Consider the following 23,485-nt stretch of genomic DNA (forward strand, 5'->3'; position numbering starts at 1 on the left):
AGTCGTCACTAACGGCCAGTAAAACAAGAATTAGCGAGAAGCTGGAGACAATTATGAGCTCATCAGATAAATACGGAAAATTACTCATTGAAGGGAAGAACTTAGTTAAAGACTTCCCGATCACCAGTAATTCATTAAAACAACCTATGATGCGTGCCATTAATGACGTGTCATTTAAAATGTACAAAAGCCGTGGTTTAGCGGTAGTGGGCGAATCCGGTTCAGGTAAATCCACCACAGCCAAAATGATTGCCAAAATGTACGCTCCAACTGCCGGTACAATTGAATATAAAGGGCGCGATATTCTCGATATTACTAAACGCCAAGATCTCATGCATTATCGTGAAGGCGTACAGATGGTATGGCAAGACCCATTTGGCTCATTAAACCCGACTCACAATATCTTTCACCACATTGCGCGCCCACTGATTATTCATAAAAAAGTGAAAAGCAGCAATAAGAAAGAGTTGCAAGAAAGGGTCTATGAACTGCTAGAGCAAGTCGGTCTTAACCCGCCAAAAGAAACGGCAGAAAAATTTCCCCACCAACTTTCGGGTGGTCAACGTCAACGAGTTAACTTAGCACGCAATATCGCAGTGGGTGCCGAGGTTGTGTTGGCCGATGAGCCAACGTCTATGCTCGATGTTTCTATCCGCGCAGGGGTGCTTAACCTGATGGAAGAAATGAAGTTTGATAAGCAAATGTCACTTCTCTATATCACTCACGATATCGCCACTGCTCGTTATATTGCTGAAGATCTGTCGGTGATGTATGTCGGCCACATGGTGGAATGGGGGGATACCGATGAAATCATTCATGATCCTCAGCACCCTTATACTCAACTGTTAGTTTCTGCGGTTCCGGATCCTAAAAAATCGATCCATGAAAAGCTGAAAGGTAATAAAGGGGAAATTCCTCTTTGGACGCCAGATTCCCTTGGCTGCCCATTTGCCGGACGTTGTTTACACGCGACCGACAAGTGTCGCGAGAAAATGCCAAGCGTCACTCAGTTGGCAGAAAACCACTTTGTTCGCTGTTACCTATTTGAGGATTAATCCTCGATTTACCCGTATACCAATCTGACCTCTTTACTCAGGTTGGTATGCCAACAAACTATTTGAACGTTGTCTATGCCTTTACAACCCAGGGCTATAGGCAGGAGGCTTGAAGCAGATATGCAAATTCTCACTAACCATATTGGTTATTCATGCTTTAGCAGCAAAAATGCGGTAGTACTTGCCTCAGATTTTAATACAACAATCAATACACAAGATCGCCCTCTCATTGCTCAATTAATCAATATAGATAGTCAGCAAGTAGAGGACGAATTTCCAGTCACTTTCGTGGGGAAAGTTGATCATTGGCATCATGGCGATTTTGCTCAAATTGACTTTACAACGTTTTCAAAAGTCGGCCGCTATTGCCTTTCTATTGACGCTATTCAATCTCACAACTTTGAGATCAAAAATGATCTTTTAATGCAGCGTACTTTTTCGGATCTCCTTCACTACTTTAAATCTCAGCGCTGCGGTGGAAAGTATGATAAGCAAGATCGCAACGCGCCAATATTGAGCTCAGATCAATCAGAACCGCAAACCGTCGATGTACATGGCGGTTGGTATGACGCCTCTGGCGATGTCAGCAAATATTTAAGCCACCTTTCTTATGCTAATTATTTAAACCCTCAGCAAATCCCAATGGTAGTGTGGAATATGCTGAAAGGGTTAAATCTTGCAAAAGATCACGATAACTTTGCAAAATTTTCCCAAGTTCGTTTAATCGAAGAAGCATTATTTGGCGCAGACTTTTTAGTTCGCATGCAAAGCCCACAAGGCTTCTTCTATATGACTGTTTTTGATAAGTGGAGTAAAGATACTGCCCAACGTGAAATTTGCGCCTATGAAACGCAAGATGGCCATAAAGGCAGTGATTACCAAGCGGGATTTCGTCAAGGTGGCGGCATCGCGATTGCAGCATTAGCAGCAGCATCTCAATTAGAAGAAAGCGGTGAATACAGTCAGCAAACCTACCTAGATTGTGCAATCAAAGGCTACCAGCATTTGATTGAGCACAATACCCAATACCTCAACGATGGCGTTGAAAACATTATTGATGAATATTGTGCCCTACTCGCCAGTGTTGAGCTATATCGTAGTACTCAAGATACATTTTATTTATCGGAAGCGCGTCTCTGGTCGCAAGCATTAATGTTGCGTCAAACCTCTGATGAGAACTTCGAGCATTTTTGGTCTGCTAACCAAGATGGCTCAAGACCTTACTTTCATTCTGCAGAAGCCGGACTGCCGACGATTGCTCTCACTGAATACTTAGCGATTGAAAGCGATCAAGAACTACGTCAAACCACTTTATCGGTAATTGAAAATGCGGTGCGCTTTGAGCTCACCATTAGCCAGCAAGTAGCGAATCCATTTGGCTACCCTCGCCAATATGTGAAAGCCGTTGATAGTGACAAACGTGATGCCTTTTTTATTGCGCATAACAATGAATCTGGCTATTGGTGGCAAGGTGAAAATGCACGACTTGGTTCACTTTCGGCCATGGCTAATTTGGTGCAGCCTTATCTGCAAGATCCACAATTGAAAAGCCAATTACAAAGCTACGCTCAATCCGCACTCGATTGGATTTTAGGCTTGAACCCATACGATATGTGTATGCTTGATGGACATGGTCACAATAACCCTGACTACCTACCAGAGCTTGGCTTTTTTAATGCCAAAGGTGGCGTGTGCAATGGCATCACCGCAGGTTTTGATGATGAAGCTGATATCGCATTCAATCCTGAACCACAAAAAGATGACATGCTGCAAAACTGGCGTTGGGGTGAGCAATGGATCCCACATGGCGCATGGTATTTATTGGCGATCATCTCGCAACAATATGCGGTGACAGAACCAGCAGTGGAGACCAAGCATGAGTGATTTATTGGTCGGTATCGATGGTGGCGGCACCTCATGTCGCGCACGAATTCGTGATAGCCATGGAGTATTACTCGGTGAAGGCAAAAGCGGTAGCGCCAATATCTTGTTAGGTGTTGAGGTTGCCATGGATTCCATCATTGAAGCAATCAATCAGGCCGCTCAACAAGCTGGTTTATCCCAACAAGACTTCTCTCGTATGCATCTAGGGCTTGCTCTAGCGGCAGCTGAACAAGAAAGCGCCTGGCAGCAATTTATGTCGCTGCCACATCCTTTTGCTAGCGTGGTACTCAATACCGATGCTTATGGCGCTTGCCTAGGAGCACATCAAGGAGAAGATGGCGCAATCATGATTGCCGGCACCGGATCTTGCGGCATTTTATTAGCTCAAGGTAAGCAACATGTGGTCGGTGGCCGTGAATTTCCAATCTCTGATTTAGGAGGGGGTGCGATTATGGGGCTTAGGCTAATTCAACACAGCCTACTGGTTCAAGATGGCATCTACCCTGCTAGCCCAATCACAGAGGTTGTTATGAGTCATTTTGATCATGATATTGATGCCATCGTCACTTGGTCTAAAACCGCTCGTCCATGTGATTACGGCCAGTTCTCACCGCAAATTTTTGCCTGTGCTAATCAAGGTGATGAATTTGCCGCAAGCTTGCTCACTCAAACTGCGCAAGATATTGAAATGTACCTCAACGCACTAGTAGACAAAGGCGCAAAACAGATTGCCTTAATGGGCGGTATTGCCGAACGTATTCAACCTTGGCTTTCTGCAGCAATCAAAACCTATTTAGTTCCAGCCAAAAGCGATGCAATGGAAGGCGCTCTAATGATGGCTCGCCAACCTAAACACAACTTATTTAATACGTTAAACAGCGTTCTTAGTTGATAAATAAAATGACAATAGATTACGCCTCAAAAGGTGCAAAAATGGACTATCGAATTGACCTTGCTGTTCTTGAAGAACAAGAAAATTACTCACGTTTTGGTTTAACACTTCATAACCTAAGTGATAACGATCTACATGACTGGGCATTAAATGTCAGCTTCCGCCGTTATATTCAACCGACTAGCTTAACGCAAGGTAGCATCACTCAAACCGGTAGCTTTTGCCGCTTTGTGCCAAACCAACATCATACCTTAGCCGCCAATGCGCATTATTATGTGGAGTTTGGTTGCCATACCTCGCCTTTTCAATTGCTTGATGATGGTTTTGATGATGCGTTTCTCCAAACTAACATTTCAAATAAACCGCAATCTTTGGCGGTAGCGCTCACTCCTGTCGCCTTAAAGTCGGCCAGCAAACAACGAACGTCACTACCAACCATTGCCGCCAACTATCAAGGCATCATTCCTCAACCACAAAGCTTAAAGCCTATGGACGGTCAGTTTGATTTAAGCCAAAGCTTGGTCTTTCAATCACACACCAATCAAGCAAAAAGTGCCTTAACATGGCTTGCAGGAGAGCTGAGCCAAGTTTTAGATTCCACCATCAAGATGAGTAATCAAGGTAACTTATGTTTTGTGGTGTCACCTAATTTAACAGATGGTGAATACAAGTTAGAAATTCAGCCAAAACAAATTATTTTAGAAGCCAATTCATCCAGTGGATTTATGCATGGATGCGTCTCACTTTGGCAATGGGTAAGCCATCAGGTTCATAATAATCAGTCATCATTACCTTGTGTATTAATTGAAGATAAACCGCGATTTTCTCACCGCGGCATGATGCTAGACTGTGCTCGCCACTTCCATGGTGTCGATACGGTTAAGCGCTTAATAAACCAATTAGCACAATTAAAATTCAACGTTTTTCACTGGCATTTAACCGATGATGAAGGTTGGCGTATTGAAATTAAAGCCTTTCCACAATTAACCGACATTGGCGCATGGCGCGGTATTGATACCCCAATCGATCCGCAATATTCCAATCTATCAGGTAAGCATGGCGGGTTTTATTCGCAACAAGAGATCCGTGAAATAGTTCAATACGCAGCCGAGCGTAACATTATCGTGCTCCCTGAAATTGATATTCCGGGCCACTGTCGCGCAGCGATTAAATCATTACCTGAACTGCTGGTTGATCCCGATGATCAATCGCAATATCGCAGCATTCAATACTATACCGACAATATTCTCTCTCCGGCGCTTGAAGGTACTTACACCTTTATCGACACCGTGCTCGAAGAAGTTGCGCAACTATTCCCTGCGCCTTTAGTTCATATTGGTGCTGACGAAGTTCCAGAAGGCGTTTGGACTGAAAGCTCTAAATGCCAAGCGTTAATGCAACAGCACGGCTACTCTAATGCTAAAGAGCTACAGGGACATTTGTTACGCCATGCAGAAAATAAACTGCAATCGTTAGGCAAACGAATGATTGGCTGGGAAGAAGTGCAGCACGGCGATAAAGTCAGCAAAAACACCATTGTTTGCTCATGGCAAAGTGAAAAAGCGGCGGTTGAATGTGCAGGTACTGGCTTTGATGTGATCTTACAACCGGCGCAGTTTACCTACCTAGATATCGTTCAAGACTATAACTGCGAAGAACTTGGAGTTAACTGGGCTGGTGTTACCCCTTTAGAAAAATCCTATCGTTACGAACCTTTATCAGAATTAGCTGAGGACGATCCTCGTCGTCAACATATCTTTGGAATTCAATGTGGCCTTTGGTGCGAAATCGTCGACAGCCAAGATCGCATTGATCACATGCTTTTCCCTCGCCTTCTTGCTTTATCAGAGGCGTGTTGGACAAACAAGAAACACCGCAACTGGGAAGATTTTTTAGCGCGTCTCAATGGGCATTTACCCACTTTGACACACCAAGGTATCCATTTTCGCCCTTGGCAATAAAACGCATAAAAGATCATTTCCAAGGTTTATTTTTTAGTAAGGACTACATTATGAAATACGGTTTTTTCGATAACGACAATCGTGAATATGTCATCACTCGCCCTGATGTACCTGCGCCATGGACCAACTACCTAGGAACTGAAAAGTTCTGTACGGTGATCTCTCACAATGCTGGTGGCTACTCTTTTTATAACTCACCAGAATATAACCGTGTAACCAAATTCCGTCCTAATGCCAGCTTTGATCGCCCAGGACACTACGTTTATTTACGTGATGATGAAACCGGTGATTACTGGTCAATTTCATGGCAGCCAGTGGCAAAGAGCCTAGATGAAGCCAACTATGAAGTTCGCCACGGCTTGTCTTACTCAAAATTCAAGTGTGAATACAACGGCATCACCGCGACTAAAACTCTGTTTATTCCGAAAGGAGAAGATGCGGAAGTGTGGGATGTCGTAATTAAAAACACTTCAGATAAACCACGTACCATCAGTGCTTTCTCATTTGTTGAGTTCTCATTTAGCCATATTCAATCGGATAATCAGAACCACCAAATGTCTTTGTATTCAGCAGGCACCGCTTACCGTGAAGGTGTGATCGAATATGATCTTTACTACAACACCAATGACTATGAAGGTTTCTATTACCTAGCCTCTACCTTTGATCCAGACTCTTACGACGGCCAACGCGATAGCTTCTTAGGATTATACCGTGATGAAGCTAACCCGATCGCGGTTGAGCAAGGTAAATGCTCTAACTCAGCGCAAACTTGTTATAACCATTGCGGCTCTCTACATAAGCAATTTGTTATCCAGCCTGGTGAAGAAGTACGTTTTGCTTTCATCCTAGGTATCGGTAAAAATAATGGCGAAAAACTACGCGCTAAATACCAAGATCTCGCTAACGTTGATGCTGCATTTTCGGGCATTAAAGCGCATTGGGATGAACGTTGTGCCAAGTTCCAAGTAAAATCACCCAATGAAGGCTTAGATACCATGATTAACGCATGGACACTTTACCAAGCTGAAACCTGTGTGGTGTGGTCGCGCTTTGCTTCCTTTATTGAGGTCGGTGGTCGTACTGGCCTTGGTTACCGTGATACCGCGCAAGATGCGATTTCAGTACCTCATTCTAACCCAGCAATGACTCGCAAGCGCTTAGTCGATCTACTCCGTGGCCAAGTCAAAGCGGGTTATGGTCTGCACTTGTTTGATCCTGACTGGTTTGATCCTGAAAAAGCCGACGTCAAACCATCGAAATCACCAACCGTTGTTCCAACGCCAAGTGATGAAGATAAGATCCACGGTATTGAAGATACCTGTTCAGACGATCACTTATGGCTCGTTCCAACCATTTGTAAATATGTCATGGAGACTGGTGAAGAATCCTTCTTTGATGAGCAAATCCCTTATGCCGATGGCGGCAATGCTTCTGTGTATGATCACATGAAAGCGGCCCTCGATTTCTCCGCAGAATACGTAGGTAATACTGGTATTTGTAAAGGTCTACGCGCTGACTGGAACGACTGCTTAAACCTAGGTGGCGGTGAGTCATCAATGGTGTCTTTCTTACACTACTGGGCACTACAAGAATTTATCGATCTGGCCAAATACCTTGGCAAAATGGAAGATGTCGACAAGTACACCACTATGGCAGAAGGCGTTCGTCAGGCATGTGAAACTCACCTGTGGGATGAAGAAGGCGGCTGGTATATCCGTGGCCTAACCAAAGATGGCGACAAGATCGGCACGGCACAACAAACCGAAGGTAAGATCCATCTTGAATCCAATACATTAGCGGTATTATCTGGCGCGGTTTCACAAGAACGTGGCGAAATTGCCATGAACTCAGTAGATGAGCATTTGTACTCTCCGTATGGCCTGCACCTCAATTCACCTTCATTCGCAACGCCAAACGATGACATCGGTTTTGTTACTCGAGTTTATCAAGGAGTAAAAGAAAACGGCGCGATCTTCTCGCATCCAAACCCTTGGGCATGGGTAGCAGAAGCTAAACTTGGCCGTGGTGATAAAGCGATGAAATTCTATGATGCGCTAAACCCATACAATCAAAACGACATGATTGAAAAGCGCATTGCTGAACCTTACTCCTACGTACAATTTGTGATGGGCCGCGATCACCAAGATCACGGCCGTGCCAACCACCCATGGTTAACGGGTACTTCAGGTTGGGCTTACTTCGCGGTCACCAACTTTATCCTTGGCGTACGTCTAGGCTTTGATGGTTTGAATATTGATCCTTGTATTCCAACTAACTGGCCAGGCTTTGAAGTCACTCGCCAATGGCGTGATGCGACTTTCAACATCAAAGTAGAAAACCCTAACAGCGTTAGCAAAGGCGTCAAATCTATCACGCTAAATGGCGAAACGATTGACGGTGTAATTCCTGCTCAAGCAACAGGTAGTGTTAATGAAGTTGTGGTGGTGATGGGATAGTCGGGTCTCGGGTCTCGGGTCTCGGGTCTCGGGTCTCGGGTCTCGGGTCTCGGGTCTCGGGTCTCGGGTCTCGGGTCTCGAAGAAAACTTAAAAGAATGGAATTTTCAAAGCAAAATTAGTCGAGCCACGAGAAACGAGTATCCGTTCTTTTCGGCTCTTTTATAAGGACATCAAAATGATCAAATTTGGAACCGGCGGTTGGCGCGCCTTTATCGGTGAGGAATTCACCCAAGCCAACGTGCGAATGGTTGCTCAAGCTGTCGCTAATATCATGCAAAAAGAAAGTGTTGTAGATAATGGCTTCGTGATTGGTTATGACCGCCGCTTTTTATCTGATAAAGCTGCCCTTTGGTTTGCCGAAGTTTTAGCTGCTAATGGTATTACGGTTAGCTTTATCAATCGCTTTGTACCCACGCCAATCGTGATGTTTCAAAGCAATAAAATGGGCTGTACTTATTCAGCTTGTATTACCGCCTCGCATAACCCTGCCGACTACAACGGCATCAAGGTGTTTATTGAAGGTGGTCGTGACGCCGATGAAGTGATCACCCAAAAGATCGAAGCGCAAATTGCGGTACTCAATGATCGCGATGTTAAACGAATCGATTTTGAAGACGCGCTTGAATCAGGCCGAATTGCAATCATCAACCCAATGAACGACTTTGTGGATTCTGTGATCAACTTTATTGATATCGAAGCGATCAAAAAAGCTAATTTACGCGTACTGATCGATCCTATGTTTGGGGTGGCAAAGAATGCTCTGCAAACCGTCTTGATCAATGGCCGCTGTGATGTGGACGTGATCAACGATGGTGAAAACCCATCCTTTGGTGGTCTAATGCCTTCCCCTAGTGCGGCAACGCTATACCGCCTTAAGCACTTAGTGGCAGCAGAAGGTTACGACATCGGCATTGGTACGGATGGTGATGCGGATCGCCTAGGTATTATTGATGAAAAAGGTAACTTCATCCACCCAAATGAAGTGTTAATGCTGTTGTACTACTACTTACTGGAATACAAAGGCTGGAAAGGCTCGGTAGTACGTAACATTGCTACTACTCATCTACTCGATAAAATCGCCGCTGATCACGGTGAAAAAAGCTTTGAAGTACCTGTAGGCTTTAAACACATTAGTAGCCAAATGGAAGCGGATGACTCACTGATTGGTGGTGAAAGCTCTGGTGGTTTAACCATTCGTGGCCATATCAAAGGTAAAGATGGTGTATTTGCCTCAAGCCTATTAGTTGAGCTTATCAGTGTCACCGGTAAGAAGTTGTCGGAAATGCTAGATGAAATCTATGCTCGCTACGGTTATGCCTACACCGCTGAAGGTGACTGCACCTTTAAACCTGCGCAAAAAGAAGTGCTGTACAACAAGATCTACGTTGATAAATTACTTCCAGAGTTTAAATATGAAGTCGAAAAAGTCAGCTATGACGATGGCGCGAAAGTGTACTTTAAAAATGGCGGTTGGGTGATCGCCCGCTTCTCTGGTACTGAACCACTACTGCGTATTTTTTCGGAAATGGAAGATAAACAAACCGCGGAAAGTGTTGTTGCCCAAATGAAAGCGTTTTTAGCGTTATAGGTATAGGGTTACTAGGTGCGAGTTCCTAGTCCCTAGGTTTGGAAGAGATCGCGGTGAAAGCTGCGATCTCTTTTTTCGTTTCTCGACTCTCGGGCGCTATGCTGCTCGTTGCTCGTTGCTCGTTGCTCGTTGCTCGAAAAAGATAAAAGCAAAAGCAAAAGCATTCATTATTTCGAATAAGCGAAGCGACCTAGCAGCGAAGCGACCTAGCCTCGATTACCATTATAAAAACTAATCCATAACATTGATTTTCTTCTTGTGAAGATACTCATATTTTTATTGCTGAAGAAATCATTAAGTTCTAATATCCACGTCAAATTCAGGGGCAATTATTTGGCCGTTTCCCTTACTTAAATTTATCGTGGAGAAGATGCATGTCTGCACCTTTTAGTTTAATCAAACTAACCTTCTTAATCGCCATTTTGGCGGCTGTTGGCCAAATGACGCAAACCATGTATGTACCATCAATGGGTTACATGGCACATGAATTTCATGTATCTGCAGCCTCAATGCAAGCGGTGATGGCCTGCTATTTAATCCCTTATGGATTATCGCAATTTATTTATGGGCCATTATCGGATCGCTTAGGTCGTCGACCTATTATTTTAGTCGGCTTAGTCATCTACGTTGCCGGCTCTATTTTGGCGCTATTTTCTCATAACTTTCATTTATTCTTGGTAGCAAGTTTTATCCAAGGTATGGGGATTGGTTGTGGCGGCGCGATGGCAAGAACATTAAGTCGTGATTGTTTTTCTGGGCAAGACTTACATAAGGTCAATAGCCTGATCAGCATGTGCCTAATGTTTTCACCATTAATGGCTCCGCTATTAGGTGGTTACTTAACGGAAGCATTTAATTGGCGCAGCAGCTACTTGTTTCTAGCTCTATTTAGCATTGGCGTGACCATTATTATGTTCACTCACATGACGGAAACATTACCAAAAGAATCACGCCGCTATGATTCAGTGGCAACCAGCTACCGTTATGTAATGGGCAACCGTCAATTCCAAGGTTACTTACTATGTCTAGTCGCGACTTTTGCTGGCGTGGCATTATTTGAAGCGGCGGCAGGGGTACTACTTGGTGGTAAACTCAAGCTGGCCGCGACCACGGTTAGTTTACTATTCATTGTACCGATTCCCGGCTACTTGTTAGGAGCGGCAATGTCGAGCTGGATTGCTTCTCGACACTCAGAAAAACGAGCGCTTAACTTCGGCTTAGTCGCGATTGCGATTGGCTCATTGGTAATATTTATTCCGGGAGTATTTGGCTTCACCAATGCGGTAAGTTTAGTGGGTGGCGCAACTATCTACTTCTTAGGCGCTGGTGTGTTATTCCCAGCAGCGACAACTGGTGCTATCTCCCCCTTTCCTCAACATGCAGGGACGGCAGGAGCACTATTAGGCGGGATACAGAACTTCGGCGCGGGAATGGCAACATTATTGGCAGCAATGATACCAGCACAAAACCAGCTTCCACTAGGAACGTTAATGCTTGCGATGTCATTACTAGCAGTCATCGGCCTACATAGAGTCAATAAAACACCGATGCCGCCAGATGTATTAGGTAGCACGCTCTAATCACTAAATCCTGAACACAATAAAAAGCCGCGCAAGAAATCATTCTACGCGGCTTTAGTTTATCTGGCTTTTTATTAACCGCGCTAATACCAATCGCACTAATGATATGATCATTCTTGCTTGTTAAAAGCCTCGATAACTGCGTTATAAATTTTGATTGTAGAGCAACTACTTATCGAAATTTATGCCTTGTTCTCAAGGCTTTTTTCTTCGCAATTTTTGCCCACCTAATTAATTTGATTGGTATAATTAATTCAGCGCTGGCGATGAGAATGTTATGCCATCCCAACCATGCTCAATAAAATTACGAATATTTTGATGATCATCGTTTTCTGGGTGCTGTAATACATCTTCACGGTAGAACTTACCAAAACAAGCTAGAGTTTGCGCTTGCGTTAAATTATGCATTTGAGCGAAGGCAAAGATCTTACAAGAGCCATTATTTTGCCCTGCTTTATTTTCTACCTCACCATTGGTAAAGGCGGTTGGAGTAAAGCTATAGTTCGCATCAATCGTAGCGATGGTCAGCTCAAACTCTACCGATAGCGGCTCAGTGGTCACTTGATGCAAAAATTCCGTTAATTCCATTGTCATTTTCTCCTTAAAACCAAATTATTTAAACTAGAATACCAAAGCACCATCACAATCTATACTCACTGACACCTTTTCCCCTACTTCGAGTAAATGATGTGATTGACCAAGTAATTGCACGCCTTGTACATCTACCACATAACGGCAATGATCGCCCATAAACTGCTGTTCAATCACTCGATTCTCGCTACTCTCATCCAATTGCAATAATACTTGCTGCGGCCTTAATAAAATTTCACAACCTTGTCCTACCGCTATCGAATCATCACCGACTACCTGTAATTCACCAAGTACCGTATCAAATCGGCTCGGTGTCAGTTTTTGTGCTGGTAGATAACAACCTCCTCCTAAAAAGTTCGCCACAAACTTGCTCGAAGGCTGGTAATACAGTTGCGCAGCACTGCCAAATTGCTCAATAACACCATGATTCATCACTGCCATTTTATCTGAAAAGGCAAAAGCTTCTTCACGGGAGTGAGTCACAAAAATTGCCGTCACTCCTTGCTGCTTAAAGATACGGCGAATATCGCGAATCAATTCATGACGTACTTGAGTATCAATATTAGAAAACGGTTCATCCAATAACAAAAGGTCTGGCTGATAAGCCAATGAACGTGCAATCGCAACGCGCTGCTGTTGTCCACCAGAAAGCTGATGAGGATAACGCTCACCTAACCCAGATAAATGAACCAACTCCAACATACTTTCGACTATTGTTCTTCGTTGTGATTTTGAATGGTCTTGCAGCCCAAAAGCCACATTTTCAGAAACCGTCAAATGGGGAAATAGTGCGTAATCTTGGAAAATCAAACCGATATTGCGTTGCTCTGGCGCGACCCAATGTTCGCCATCATCAATCAAATTATCATTTAATTTCATTTGCCCAGATGATAATGGTAACAGCCCGGCGATCGCTTTAAGTAAGGTGGTTTTGCCACAACCACTAGCGCCAAGCAAACAAACAATTTCGCCTTGTTGTACCGATAAATTCAGGTTCTCTAAAACGGGTGTCGATATTTTAGGTTGAGTATGCGAGGGATAATGACACGTCAAACCTTCAATTTTTAATGCGAAAGACTCTGCTTTTACAGCTTGATGTTGAGAGGTCATTTAATGCACCTTTTCTAAAGAACGATTAACAATAATTAAAGGCAGTAAACCTACCAAAATTAACAAGATTGCAGGTAGTGCTGCCAATTCTAATTGCTGGTCTGAAACATAGTTATAAACATAAGTCGCCAAGGTCTCAAAATTAAAAGGGCGTAATAATATGGAGGCATTAAGCTCCTTCATTGACTCGATAAACACTAATAAACCCGCGATCAATGTTCCTCTCATCACTAAAGGGATATGAACTCTACGCAACATCTGACTAGAATTACACCCCATAGTGCGAGCGGCCATATCTAAACTTGGTGTCACTTTCGCTAAACCGCTCTCAACACTTCCGATAGCAACAGCAGAAAAACGAACGCTCAATGCAAACACTAACGCAAACATAGTACCGGAGAAAATCAGCCCAGGTCTTCCCCAATCCATAAATTTAGCCACATCATTAACACTATGATCTAGCGTTAATACCGCTACCATAATGCCAATGGCGAGCACTGTGCCCGGTACTGCATACCCTAATGAAGATAATCGCATTGGTATTAACGCCGATTTCGAGACATATCCGCCTTGCCCTGATAATCGATGATAAAAATTCACAATAAGTGCAATCACTACGCAAACCAACGCGACGCTGAATGAGACTTTTAAACTATTCAAGGAATAAACTTTAAACTCGGTTGTCCAGCTATCTGAAAAGTAATGCAGACTATAATAAGCAAGTTGAAGGATCGGTAATAAAAAACCACCCAGCACTAATCCCCAACACCATATAAGTGCTAACCATTTTTTCCAACCAAACAATGGATAGCGATGATCTTCATGGTTAGTAAACTGAGCTTGGAAATGCTTTTGCTTGCGTCTGCTATAACGTTCAGCGCTAAGCAGTAACACGACAACCAACAACATAATGGAAGAGATTTTTGCGGCTGCCGTAAGGTTAGAATACCCCAACCAAGTATCATAAACTGCAGTGGTTAGCGTACTCACAGCAAAATAATTGACAGTTCCAAAATCCCCTAAGGTTTCCATTGCCACAAGAGAAAGCCCCACGGCAATCGCAGGCCTAGCCAAAGGCAATGAAACACGAAAGAAACTTTGTGTAGGTGTACATTTTAAGAGCCGAGCAGATTGTAGTAATGAACCGCTTTGCTCCATAAAAGCTGAACGTGATAATAAATAAACATAAGGGTAAAGCACTAACGCTAAAATCGTTATCGCCCCGGGTAAAGTACGAAGATCTGGGAACCAATATTGTTGCGGAGTCAATTCGAAGGTATTTCTTAGCCAAATTTGAATCGGGCCAGCAAAGTCAAACCAATCGGTATAAACATACCCCACAATATAACCCGGCATTGCTAAGGGAAGAACTAGCGCCCATTGCAATATTTTTTCCCCAGGAAGCTTACACATTGCCATCAGCCAAGCACTAGGAATGCCAAACAGCAAAGCAAGCAACATAGTACCCGCAACTAAGAAAAAGGTATTTAAAGTATAGGTAGGTAAAACGGTAGAAAATAGATGTGAAAAAAGCTCGTCACTTTCACCGATAGCTGTATAAAAAATCGCGAGAATAGGCAAGATGAGTAACCCCATCACCGCCCAGCTTCCTAACTTCCAATTAAAATACTTTTCCTTCATCGCGACCACTTCACGCTTATAAAAACCACAAAAGGGAAGCCTAAGCTCCCCCTTTCATTTTCGACTTAACTTTGACTAGAATTACAGGTCAAATTTCACTTCATCTAATAACTTCACCGCAGCTTCATGATGAGCAGCAATTTCATCTAGCGATAAATCATCCGCTTTATAATCACCCCATGATGCGACTAATTTAGAAGCCTCAACACCTGGTTTAACTGGAGATTCAAAGTTATCTTTAGCATACATTTTCTGTGCAACATCACCAGATAAGAACTCCATAAGTTTGAGCGCATTCTCTTTATTAGGTGCATATTTTGCCATCGCCATACCACTGATATTCACATGAGTACCAAAGGCTTCTTGACCAGGGAAGTTAATGTATACTGCTTCAGCCCATGCTTTTTGCTTTTCATCATTCAGCATTTTACCAAAATAATAACTATTACCTAGAGAGTAATCACATAAGCCTTCTTTGATTGCTTGAACTTGGCCGCGATCGCTGCCTTGTGGTTTGCGAGCCAAATTAGACTTAAGCCCTTCTAACCATTGCTTAGCTTCAGCTTCGCCATGGTGAGCAATCACAGCAGAAACTAAAGATACATTGTAAGGGTGCTTACCTGGGCGAGTACAAATCTTGCCTTTATATTCAGGTTTCGCTAAATCCATATAATCAAATGAAGCCGGTAGCTTGCCTACACGATCTTTTGATGAATAAACGGCTCGAGAACGCGTTGTTACACCGAACCACTCACCTTCTTTATCACGATATTGAGATGGGATATTCCCATTAATCACATCGCTATTAACGGCTTGAACAACGTCTTTATCACTCAACTCAGCTAAACGGCTAATATCGACAGTAAGTACTACGTCAGCAGGGCTATATTCACCTTCTTGAACCAGTTTTTCTGCCAAGCCATCTTTAGCAAATTTCACATTTACTTTAATGCCCGTTTCTTCAGCAAACTCTTTGAGCATTGGCTCAACAAGAAACGGCTGACGGTAAGAATAAACATTCACTTCTTCTGCAGCCATAGCGAGAGGGGCAAAAGTCGTTGCGGTAACCGCAGAGGCTAATAACAGCTTTTTCATTAAACTCATCCTTAAATCAAATGGAAGTGATAACAATTATCAATGCGGTTTATTATATGGAGAATGAAATTTAACTCAATCATTGTTAGCTCACAAAAATAAAAAACCCCACTCAAATTGAGCAGGGCTTTGTAACAGAGTATAACAATATAATTTAATCTAGCGATAAATTACTTATTTGAAGTGAACTCTGGATAAGCTGCTACACCACAATCGTGCATATCAACGCCATCCATTTCTTCTTCTTCACTAACACGGATACCCATAGTGGCTTTCAAGATACTCCAAACCACTAAGCTAGCACCAAATACCCATGCAAAGATAACTATCGCACCGTAAATTTGCGCACCAAACGTTGCATCAGAGTTACTAAATGGAACCATTAATAGACCAAATACACCACATACACCATGCACTGAGATGGCACCGACTGGATCATCAATCTTCACTTTATCTAAGAATAAGATACTAAAGATAACCAATACACCTGCAATGGCACCAATCACAAGTGACATTACTGGTGATGGTGATGCTGGATCGGCGGTAATGGCAACTAAACCTGCCAAGGCACCATTAAGGATCATAGTAAGATCAGCTTTACCCCAAATCAGCTTCACTGTAATCAAAGCAGCAACTGCACCAGCCGCCGCAGCCGCATTGGTATTTAAGTAAACTTGACCAATTGCTGTTGCATCTGCCGCTGAAGATAACGCTAGTTGAGAGCCACCATTAAAGCCAAACCAACCAAACCAAAGGATAAATGTACCTAAAGTGGCTAATGGCATGTTTGAACCTTGAATTGGGTGAACTTCACCATTCTTACCGTATTTACCTTTACGAGCACCAAGTAGCAACACACCCGCTAATGCAGCTGCTGCACCCGCCATGTGAACAATACCTGAGCCAGCAAAATCACTGAAACCAGCAGCAGATAAGAAACCACCGCCCCAAGTCCAGTAACCTTCAATTGGGTAGATAAAGCCAGTTAACACCACACTAAAGATCAAGAAAGTAGTCAGCTTCATACGCTCTGCTACCGCACCAGATACCACTGACATTGCAGTCGCAACAAACACTACCTGGAAGAAAAAATCTGATTCTAAAGAGTGTGAAGCACCTTCACCTTGAGAGCCAATCAGGCCACCAAACGATGGGAAAACGCCACCTTCTGCATTACCAACGTACATAATGTTATAACCGACCAATAAGAACATGGTGCAAGCAATACCAAACAATACAAAGTTTTTAGTTAAAATTTCTGTGGTATTTTTCGAGCGAACTAAACCGGCTTCTAACATGGCAAAACCCGCTGCCATCCACATGACTAGCGCACCAGATATCAGTAAGAAAAACGTATCTAACGCGTATTTAATTTCTACAATTTCCATATCTTAATTCTCCGTCCCTTAATCCTTTAAAGTGCTTCGTCGTCCATTTCGCCAGTACGAATACGAACTGCTTGCTGCAGATCAAAGACGAAAATTTTACCATCGCCGATTTTACCGGTTTGTGCGGCTTTCATAATCGCTTCAATCACACGATCCACATTGTCACTTTGAGTGGCAATTTCTACCTTCACTTTCGGTAAGAAATCCACTTGATATTCCGCGCCACGATACAACTCTGTATGGCCTTTTTGACGTCCAAAGCCTTTCACTTCAGAAACAGTCATCCCCTCAATGCCTACATCAGCTAACGCTTCACGGACATCATCTAATTTAAACGGTTTGATTATTGCACTAATTAATTTCATTGCATTCCCTCGTCATGATGCATTCCTTTAACATTTACAATTCTTTCAAGTTGCATGCCAACTTTGTAAGACCTTGATTTAAAAGAAATAGATAATCAATGGCATTTGGACGGGAAATTATGCGCACCACAATAGTGCGTATAATTCACAATAAAATAGCAAGGAAAGAGAAAAAGAAAGGTTATGCGATAAATGCACGCCAAGAATGCAAAACTTGTTCAAAGTCTTCGATACCACACCATGATTCACTTTCTTCATTATAAGCCGAAAGCTCATCCTCTCTATTTTCTTCATAAATAGAGGTCTCATGACTTAACAACTGGTTAGAAGAAATATGCACTTCATTCTGCTCAAGAAACAGACTCCACTCTTGGCCTAATAAGCACCATTCTTGGTTAATATTTCTTTGCGCACTAATTTGTTGCAAAACACTATCCAGCTTTGTGATATTAGTACCGATTTCTTCAATTAACCAATGACCAATGGCTTCATGTCCTGAAGAGAACACCACACGATAACAACCATCTAAAGTATTTTTCTTAAACTCAAAGTCCATAACGGAGCACTTTTTTCTTTTTAGGGGATACTGAGAGTTTACTTGCTAATGATTGGAAATGCGACTTGGTGAGTAGTGAGTAGTGAGTAGTGAGTAGTGAGTAAGTTTTGTCAATGCTGGTAAATGAGTCAAAAGACCTTTTCTCTTTAAACGAAAAAAACCGCTGATTACTCAGCGGTTTTATAACGTAAGTAAATTAACTCAAGGCCGTTATGCTGGCTCTTGGAAAATCACTGTGTCCGCTTTATCTGTGTAATGCTTCATCTTATGGAAGTTCAGATAGCGGTATGTATCGGCTGCTGTTGCATTAATTTGCTCAGCATAGCTTAAGTACTCTTCTTTGGTCGGGATACGACCAAGAATTGCCCCCACAGCTGATAGTTCAGCAGACGCTAAGAATACATTCGCACCATTACCCAAACGGTTCGGGAAGTTACGTGTTGAAGTCGACATTACTGTTGATTTCTCAGCAACACGTGCTTGGTTACCCATACATAATGAACAGCCCGGAGTTTCAATACGAACTCCTGCACGACCGAAGATACCGTAGTAACCTTCTTCGATTAGCTGATCTTTATCCATCTTAGTTGGTGGCGCTACCCATAGGCGAGTATCAAGTTCACCTTTGTGTTTTTCCAGTAACTTACCAGCGGCACGGAAGTGACCAATATTTGTCATGCAAGAACCGATGAATACTTCATCAATTTCAGTACCTTGAACATCAGAAAGTAGACGTGCATCATCTGGATCATTTGGCGCACAAAGAATCGGTTGATCAATCTCAGCAAGATCAATTTCAACTACATGAGCATATTCAGCGTCTTTATCGGCGCTCATTAGCTCTGGTTTAGCTAGCCACTCTTCCATTGCTGTGATACGACGCTCAATCGTACGAACATCACCATAACCTTCAGAGATCATCCACTTCAGCATCACAATGTTTGAATTAAGGTATTCAGCAATCGATTCTTCTGAAAGTTTCACCGTACAACCTGCTGCAGAACGTTCTGCTGAAGCATCAGAAAGCTCAAATGCTTGTTCAACCGTTAGGTGCTCAAGACCTTCAATTTCGAGTACGCGACCAGAGAATTCATTGATCTTACCTGCTTTCTCAACCGTTAGTAGACCTTGCTGGATGCCATAGTAAGGAATCGCATGGACTAAATCACGCAGTGTAATCCCCGGTTTCATTTCGCCTTTAAAGCGCACTAAAACAGATTCAGGCATATCTAGTGGCATCACACCCGTAGCTGCAGCAAAAGCAACCAGACCAGAACCTGCAGGGAATGAAATACCAAGTGGGAAACGAGTATGTGAGTCACCACCAGTACCAACAGTATCAGGCAGAAGCATACGGTTTAGCCATGAGTGAATAATACCGTCACCAGGGCGAAGCGATACACCACCACGGTTCATAATAAAATCTGGTAGCGTATGGTGTGTATTCACATCAACAGGTTTTGGATAAGCAGAAGTATGACAGAAAGACTGCATCACCAAGTCTGCTGAGAAACCTAAACAAGCCAGATCTTTAAGCTCATCACGCGTCATTGGGCCAGTCGTATCTTGCGATCCTACTGTTGTCATTTTCGGCTCACAGTATGTGCCAGGACGAACGCCTGTCACACCACATGCTTTACCTACCATTTTCTGAGCAAGCGTAAAGCCTTTGTCAGATTCAGCAACCGGTACAGGACGGCGGAACACTTCTGAAGGCTCAAGACCTAAAGAAGTACGAGCACGATCGGTTAAACCACGACCAATGATCAGTGGAATACGACCACCCGCACGAACTTCATCGTAAAGTACGTCTGTTTTTAACTTAAAAGTAGAAATCACTTCATCAGTACCGTGCTTGCATACTTTTCCTTCATGAGGGTAAATATCAATCACGTCACCCATGTTCATTTTAGAAACATCAAGCTCGATAGGTAGCGCACCGGCATCTTCCATAGTATTGAAGAAGATTGGGGCAATTTTACCACCTAGACAGAAACCACCCGCACGTTTATTTGGCACGTATGGGATATCATGCCCCATAAACCAAAGCACTGAGTTAGTCGCCGATTTACGAGAAGAACCCGTACCAACAACGTCACCCACATAAACGAGTGGATGACCTTTTTCTTCTAGTTCTTGAATTTGTTTAATTGGACCAACATTACCCGCATCGTCAGGATTAATACCTTCACGTTCATTTTTTAGCATTGCTAAAGCATGAAGTGGGATATCTGGACGAGACCATGCATCCGGTGCAGGAGAGAGATCATCAGTGTTGGTTTCACCTGTTACTTTAAAGACAGTTAAGGTTACTTTATCTTCAAGTTTAGGTTTGTTTAGGAACCATTCCGCATCAGCCCATGATTGCATCACTTCTTTCGCAAATGCGTTACCTGTTTTGGCTTTTTCTTCCACATCATGGAAAGCATCAAACATCAGTAATGTTTGCTTAAGTGCGGTTACCGCGATCGGTGCAAGTAGCTCATCATCTAAAAAGCTCACTAATGGCTCGATGTTATAACCACCTTGCATAGTACCTAGTAATTCAGCGGCTTTTTCACGAGAAATTAATGGAGATTTAGCTTCGCCTTTCGCAACGGCAGTTAAAAAACCAGCTTTAACATAAGCGGCTTCATCAACGCCAGGTGGGATACGGTTAACAAACAGATCAAGAATAAACTCTTCTTCATCTTGAGGTGGATTTTTCAGTAGTTCTACCAAAGCAGCGACCTGCTCTGCGTCTAAAGGTTTTGGGACAATTCCTTCAGCGGCACGCTCTTCGACGTGTTTACGGTAGGCTTCAAGCACGACTCATTCCTCTCATTGCGGTCGACCCTTCTATTTGTGATAAGGGTAAACATCCTTGGAAATTTGGCTTCCTGCCCATGTTTTATTATGAATTAGTATTATGGCTGATTCTTAATAATCGAATACGGTCGGAGCCAAAGTGTTGATTGGAGAATAACAAATTTAACGAAAAATTAAAATCTTGCGAGTTTGACCAAGCTAGCAAACTGGAACTAAAGTTGCTAAAAACTTAATCCCCCCCACCTTTTACTATAGGTTAGAAAGTAGAGCCTATTATCAAGTAAGCTGAGTTAAAACCTTGCTCAGTTTGACCATAAGCTAAAATGATTGGACCAATCGGTGAATCAACCCCTGTAAAAGCCGAACCTGCGACATACATAGAGTCACTGTTCCAGTTAGAATCAGAATTAGTCCATACCCCACCATACTCTAATGACGCTCCCAGATATACGGGAGATCGGAATAAACCAAAATCATTCTCAAACCACTTATAACGATACACTAAACTGGTATAAACTTTATTTCGCCCTAATAAACTGTCTCTTGGAATACCCGATAAATGCAAAAAGCCACCAAGCTCCAGAGGATCTATTGGTACACCTTCACTTTCTGTATCCACCACACTGTATTCAAATCGGCCAACTAATGAATGTTTTTGATAACTTTTAGCAATCATAAAGTTGGTGCTAATTTCAGATGCGATCTCACTCGATTGGCCATCATATTTATCGCTAGAATATAAGTACTCTATATCGGCATAATAACCTTTACTCGGAAAACTAAAGTCATCAAGCGTATCTAAACGATATCGAACATAAGCTCCCTGGCGAGTGTAGTCACTATCACCAAATGACGGTAAACCTGTGAGACTAGTATTGCCATTGGTATAACGAAGTCCTAAACGAATTTCTTGCCATAACGTTGGTTGATAACCAATAGAAAGATCACCAACCCACTTCTTATAATCAATCGGTAATGAATTTTCAGTATCCGTTAACTGAGTGCTGCCTTCTGAATCTTGGTTAGGGTTATTCGCATCTGGGATAAAGAAGTTAGATTTTTCGTCACTATAAGTAGATGCTGCTGAAATAAAGTAATTTTGGTTATAAGTAAAAGGAACATACAGCTCAAGTCCAAAAAGCTTATCGGTTCCGATTTCAACATTACTTCGTAATTCCGCGCCAAGACTTCCTATCTCGGTAAAGTTACTGGTTAAACCAATCGAATACTTACTAGAACTTTTAAAGTTATCTTCCATAAAGAAACGAAAATCAACGTAATTTGGCCCCCATTCTTTTTCATTAACGTGAATATTAAGGTCTATCGTTCCATCTTTATTATCTTTGTAACTATAAGAAACACGTTCAAAACGATCGAGGGCATATAAATCACGAATTTTCAGCTCTATTTCTTCACTTGTGTATTGTTCTCCAGGCTTAATCCCTAAACGGTTTAACAATACATTTTCGTGATAATGACTATTATTTTCGACATGTACTTGCTGGATTTTTAACTCAGGCCCACGTTTAAAATCCTTTCTTTTTGTAAGCTTAGCTAGCTGATAAGATTCATAATTATCAACTGAAATAGAGTATCTCTGTAATTGTGCTTTTTGTTCGGTTGCAGATTGATAACCTCTATCGTAGGCTTCAGACATGTGTGAAAAGTCTGTGGTACTCATTTTCCCGACAGCAGGTTGTAGCAATACATCATTTGGTGTTAATAGATCACTTTGAGCTTGAGTACTACGTCGAACCAAATAATTAGACAGTTGATTACCAACATTTAAAAACGTTTTTAGTTGGTCTTCGGTTTGGTAATCAGTACTGATATCGACAGCAATAACGACATCCGCCCCCATTGAGCGAGCCAGTTCTACCGGCATATTATCGGTCACCCCTCCATCTACTAACAACATTCCTTTATATTGATATGGAGGAAGTGCACCGGGTACTGACATACTCGCCATCATGGCATCAACAATTTCACCATCGCCCATCACAACAGGTTTTAAATTAACAATATCGGTGGCAACAGCACGATAATGAACGGGTAACTCATCAAAGGAATCAAAAGGTGGGAGGTTACCAGTACTTTGACGTAAAATTTGTAGCATATTTTGGCCTTGAACCACGCCTTTAGGCATTTTAACTTCAAGCCAACGTAAACCTAGATCCGTATGTAATTGATATCGGTCATCGTATTCTTTATCACGAACTCGGCGTTCACTACGCCCAACTCGATCATGATAACCAGAATTCCAATCAATATCTTGTACGGTTTCTTCGATTTCTTCGGCGCTCATCCCTAGCGCATAAAGGCCACCAACATAAGACCCCATACTAGTACCAGTCACAATATCAACCGGAATATGCATTTCTTCTAACGCTTGTAGCACACCAATATGTGCTGCGCCTTTGGCTCCACCGCCAGCTAGTACCACCGCAATAGTCGGTCGAGTCGAGCCATCAGGCATCACTTGCTGGGCATTAACCGACCAACACACGAGTGGAA

Annotated in this window: 16 protein-coding genes; 7 read left to right on the forward strand and 9 right to left on the reverse strand. The window is 42.7% G+C overall.

Annotation, left to right across the window (positions count from 1 at the left end; all coding sequences use genetic code 11):
- Positions 1 to 53 precede the first annotated feature (53 nt).
- From ACN0T8_RS08585 to emrD, 7 genes are all read left to right on the forward strand, one after another.
- On the forward strand, positions 54 to 1,055 hold the full coding sequence (locus ACN0T8_RS08585) for an ABC transporter ATP-binding protein (RefSeq protein WP_417880216.1): 1,002 nt from the start codon (positions 54 to 56) through the stop codon (positions 1,053 to 1,055).
- Between the two features lie 120 nt (positions 1,056 to 1,175).
- Positions 1,176 to 2,939 (forward strand): glycoside hydrolase family 9 protein, encoded by a 1,764-nt coding sequence (locus tag ACN0T8_RS08590; RefSeq protein ID WP_417880217.1) that lies wholly within the window; start codon positions 1,176 to 1,178, stop codon positions 2,937 to 2,939.
- Positions 2,932 to 3,831, forward strand: coding sequence for a BadF/BadG/BcrA/BcrD ATPase family protein (locus ACN0T8_RS08595; RefSeq protein ID WP_417880218.1), 900 nt, complete (start codon positions 2,932 to 2,934; stop codon positions 3,829 to 3,831). The genes ACN0T8_RS08590 and ACN0T8_RS08595 overlap by 8 nt, the downstream gene beginning before the upstream one ends.
- Positions 3,832 to 3,872: 41 nt before the next feature.
- Positions 3,873 to 5,792, forward strand: coding sequence for a beta-N-acetylhexosaminidase (locus ACN0T8_RS08600; RefSeq protein ID WP_417880219.1), 1,920 nt, complete (start codon positions 3,873 to 3,875; stop codon positions 5,790 to 5,792).
- A 50-nt stretch (positions 5,793 to 5,842) separates the two neighbouring features.
- Positions 5,843 to 8,248 (forward strand): GH36-type glycosyl hydrolase domain-containing protein, encoded by a 2,406-nt coding sequence (locus ACN0T8_RS08605; RefSeq protein ID WP_417880220.1) that lies wholly within the window; start codon positions 5,843 to 5,845, stop codon positions 8,246 to 8,248.
- A 176-nt stretch (positions 8,249 to 8,424) separates the two neighbouring features.
- The gene (locus ACN0T8_RS08610; RefSeq protein ID WP_417880221.1) at positions 8,425 to 9,837 is read left to right on the forward strand and encodes a phosphoglucomutase/phosphomannomutase family protein; all 1,413 of its coding nucleotides are present in this window, start codon (positions 8,425 to 8,427) and stop codon (positions 9,835 to 9,837) included.
- 374 nt (positions 9,838 to 10,211) lie between these two features.
- The gene (emrD, locus tag ACN0T8_RS08615) at positions 10,212 to 11,417 is read left to right on the forward strand and encodes a multidrug efflux MFS transporter EmrD (RefSeq protein WP_417880222.1); all 1,206 of its coding nucleotides are present in this window, start codon (positions 10,212 to 10,214) and stop codon (positions 11,415 to 11,417) included.
- A 249-nt stretch (positions 11,418 to 11,666) separates the two neighbouring features.
- Here emrD and ACN0T8_RS08620 read toward each other — a convergent pair whose 3' ends face one another.
- The 9 genes from ACN0T8_RS08620 to ACN0T8_RS08660 all read right to left on the reverse strand — a co-directional run bounded on the left by ACN0T8_RS08620 (position 11,667) and on the right by ACN0T8_RS08660 (position 23,447).
- Entirely contained in the window at positions 11,667 to 12,005 is a 339-nt protein-coding gene (locus ACN0T8_RS08620; RefSeq protein ID WP_417880223.1) for a HopJ type III effector protein, read from the reverse strand.
- A gap of 33 nt (positions 12,006 to 12,038) precedes the next feature.
- Positions 12,039 to 13,118, reverse strand: coding sequence for an ABC transporter ATP-binding protein (locus tag ACN0T8_RS08625; protein WP_417880224.1), 1,080 nt, complete (start codon positions 13,116 to 13,118; stop codon positions 12,039 to 12,041).
- The gene (locus ACN0T8_RS08630) at positions 13,119 to 14,759 is read right to left on the reverse strand and encodes an ABC transporter permease (RefSeq protein WP_417880225.1); all 1,641 of its coding nucleotides are present in this window, start codon (positions 14,757 to 14,759) and stop codon (positions 13,119 to 13,121) included.
- Between the two features lie 81 nt (positions 14,760 to 14,840).
- Positions 14,841 to 15,854, reverse strand: coding sequence for a Fe(3+) ABC transporter substrate-binding protein (locus ACN0T8_RS08635; RefSeq protein WP_417880226.1), 1,014 nt, complete (start codon positions 15,852 to 15,854; stop codon positions 14,841 to 14,843).
- A gap of 170 nt (positions 15,855 to 16,024) precedes the next feature.
- A complete protein-coding gene (locus ACN0T8_RS08640; protein ID WP_417880227.1) occupies positions 16,025 to 17,242 on the reverse strand; it encodes an ammonium transporter in 1,218 nt (405 codons plus the stop codon).
- Between the two features lie 26 nt (positions 17,243 to 17,268).
- Positions 17,269 to 17,607 carry a P-II family nitrogen regulator gene (gene glnK, locus ACN0T8_RS08645; protein ID WP_027696300.1) on the reverse strand — a complete coding sequence of 113 codons (339 nt, stop codon included), beginning with the start codon at positions 17,605 to 17,607 and terminating at the stop codon, positions 17,269 to 17,271.
- Positions 17,608 to 17,788: 181 nt separating this feature from the next.
- Positions 17,789 to 18,163 carry a YacL family protein gene (locus ACN0T8_RS08650; RefSeq protein ID WP_417880228.1) on the reverse strand — a complete coding sequence of 125 codons (375 nt, stop codon included), beginning with the start codon at positions 18,161 to 18,163 and terminating at the stop codon, positions 17,789 to 17,791.
- 210 nt (positions 18,164 to 18,373) lie between these two features.
- On the reverse strand, positions 18,374 to 20,971 hold the full coding sequence (acnB, locus tag ACN0T8_RS08655) for a bifunctional aconitate hydratase 2/2-methylisocitrate dehydratase (protein ID WP_417880229.1): 2,598 nt from the start codon (positions 20,969 to 20,971) through the stop codon (positions 18,374 to 18,376).
- Positions 20,972 to 21,227: 256 nt separating this feature from the next.
- Positions 21,228 to 23,447 (reverse strand): patatin-like phospholipase family protein, encoded by a 2,220-nt coding sequence (locus tag ACN0T8_RS08660; RefSeq protein WP_417880284.1) that lies wholly within the window; start codon positions 23,445 to 23,447, stop codon positions 21,228 to 21,230.
- Positions 23,448 to 23,485 lie beyond the last annotated feature (38 nt).

This window comes from Vibrio sp., assembly GCF_048266485.1.
GTDB lineage: Bacteria > Pseudomonadota > Gammaproteobacteria > Enterobacterales > Vibrionaceae > Vibrio.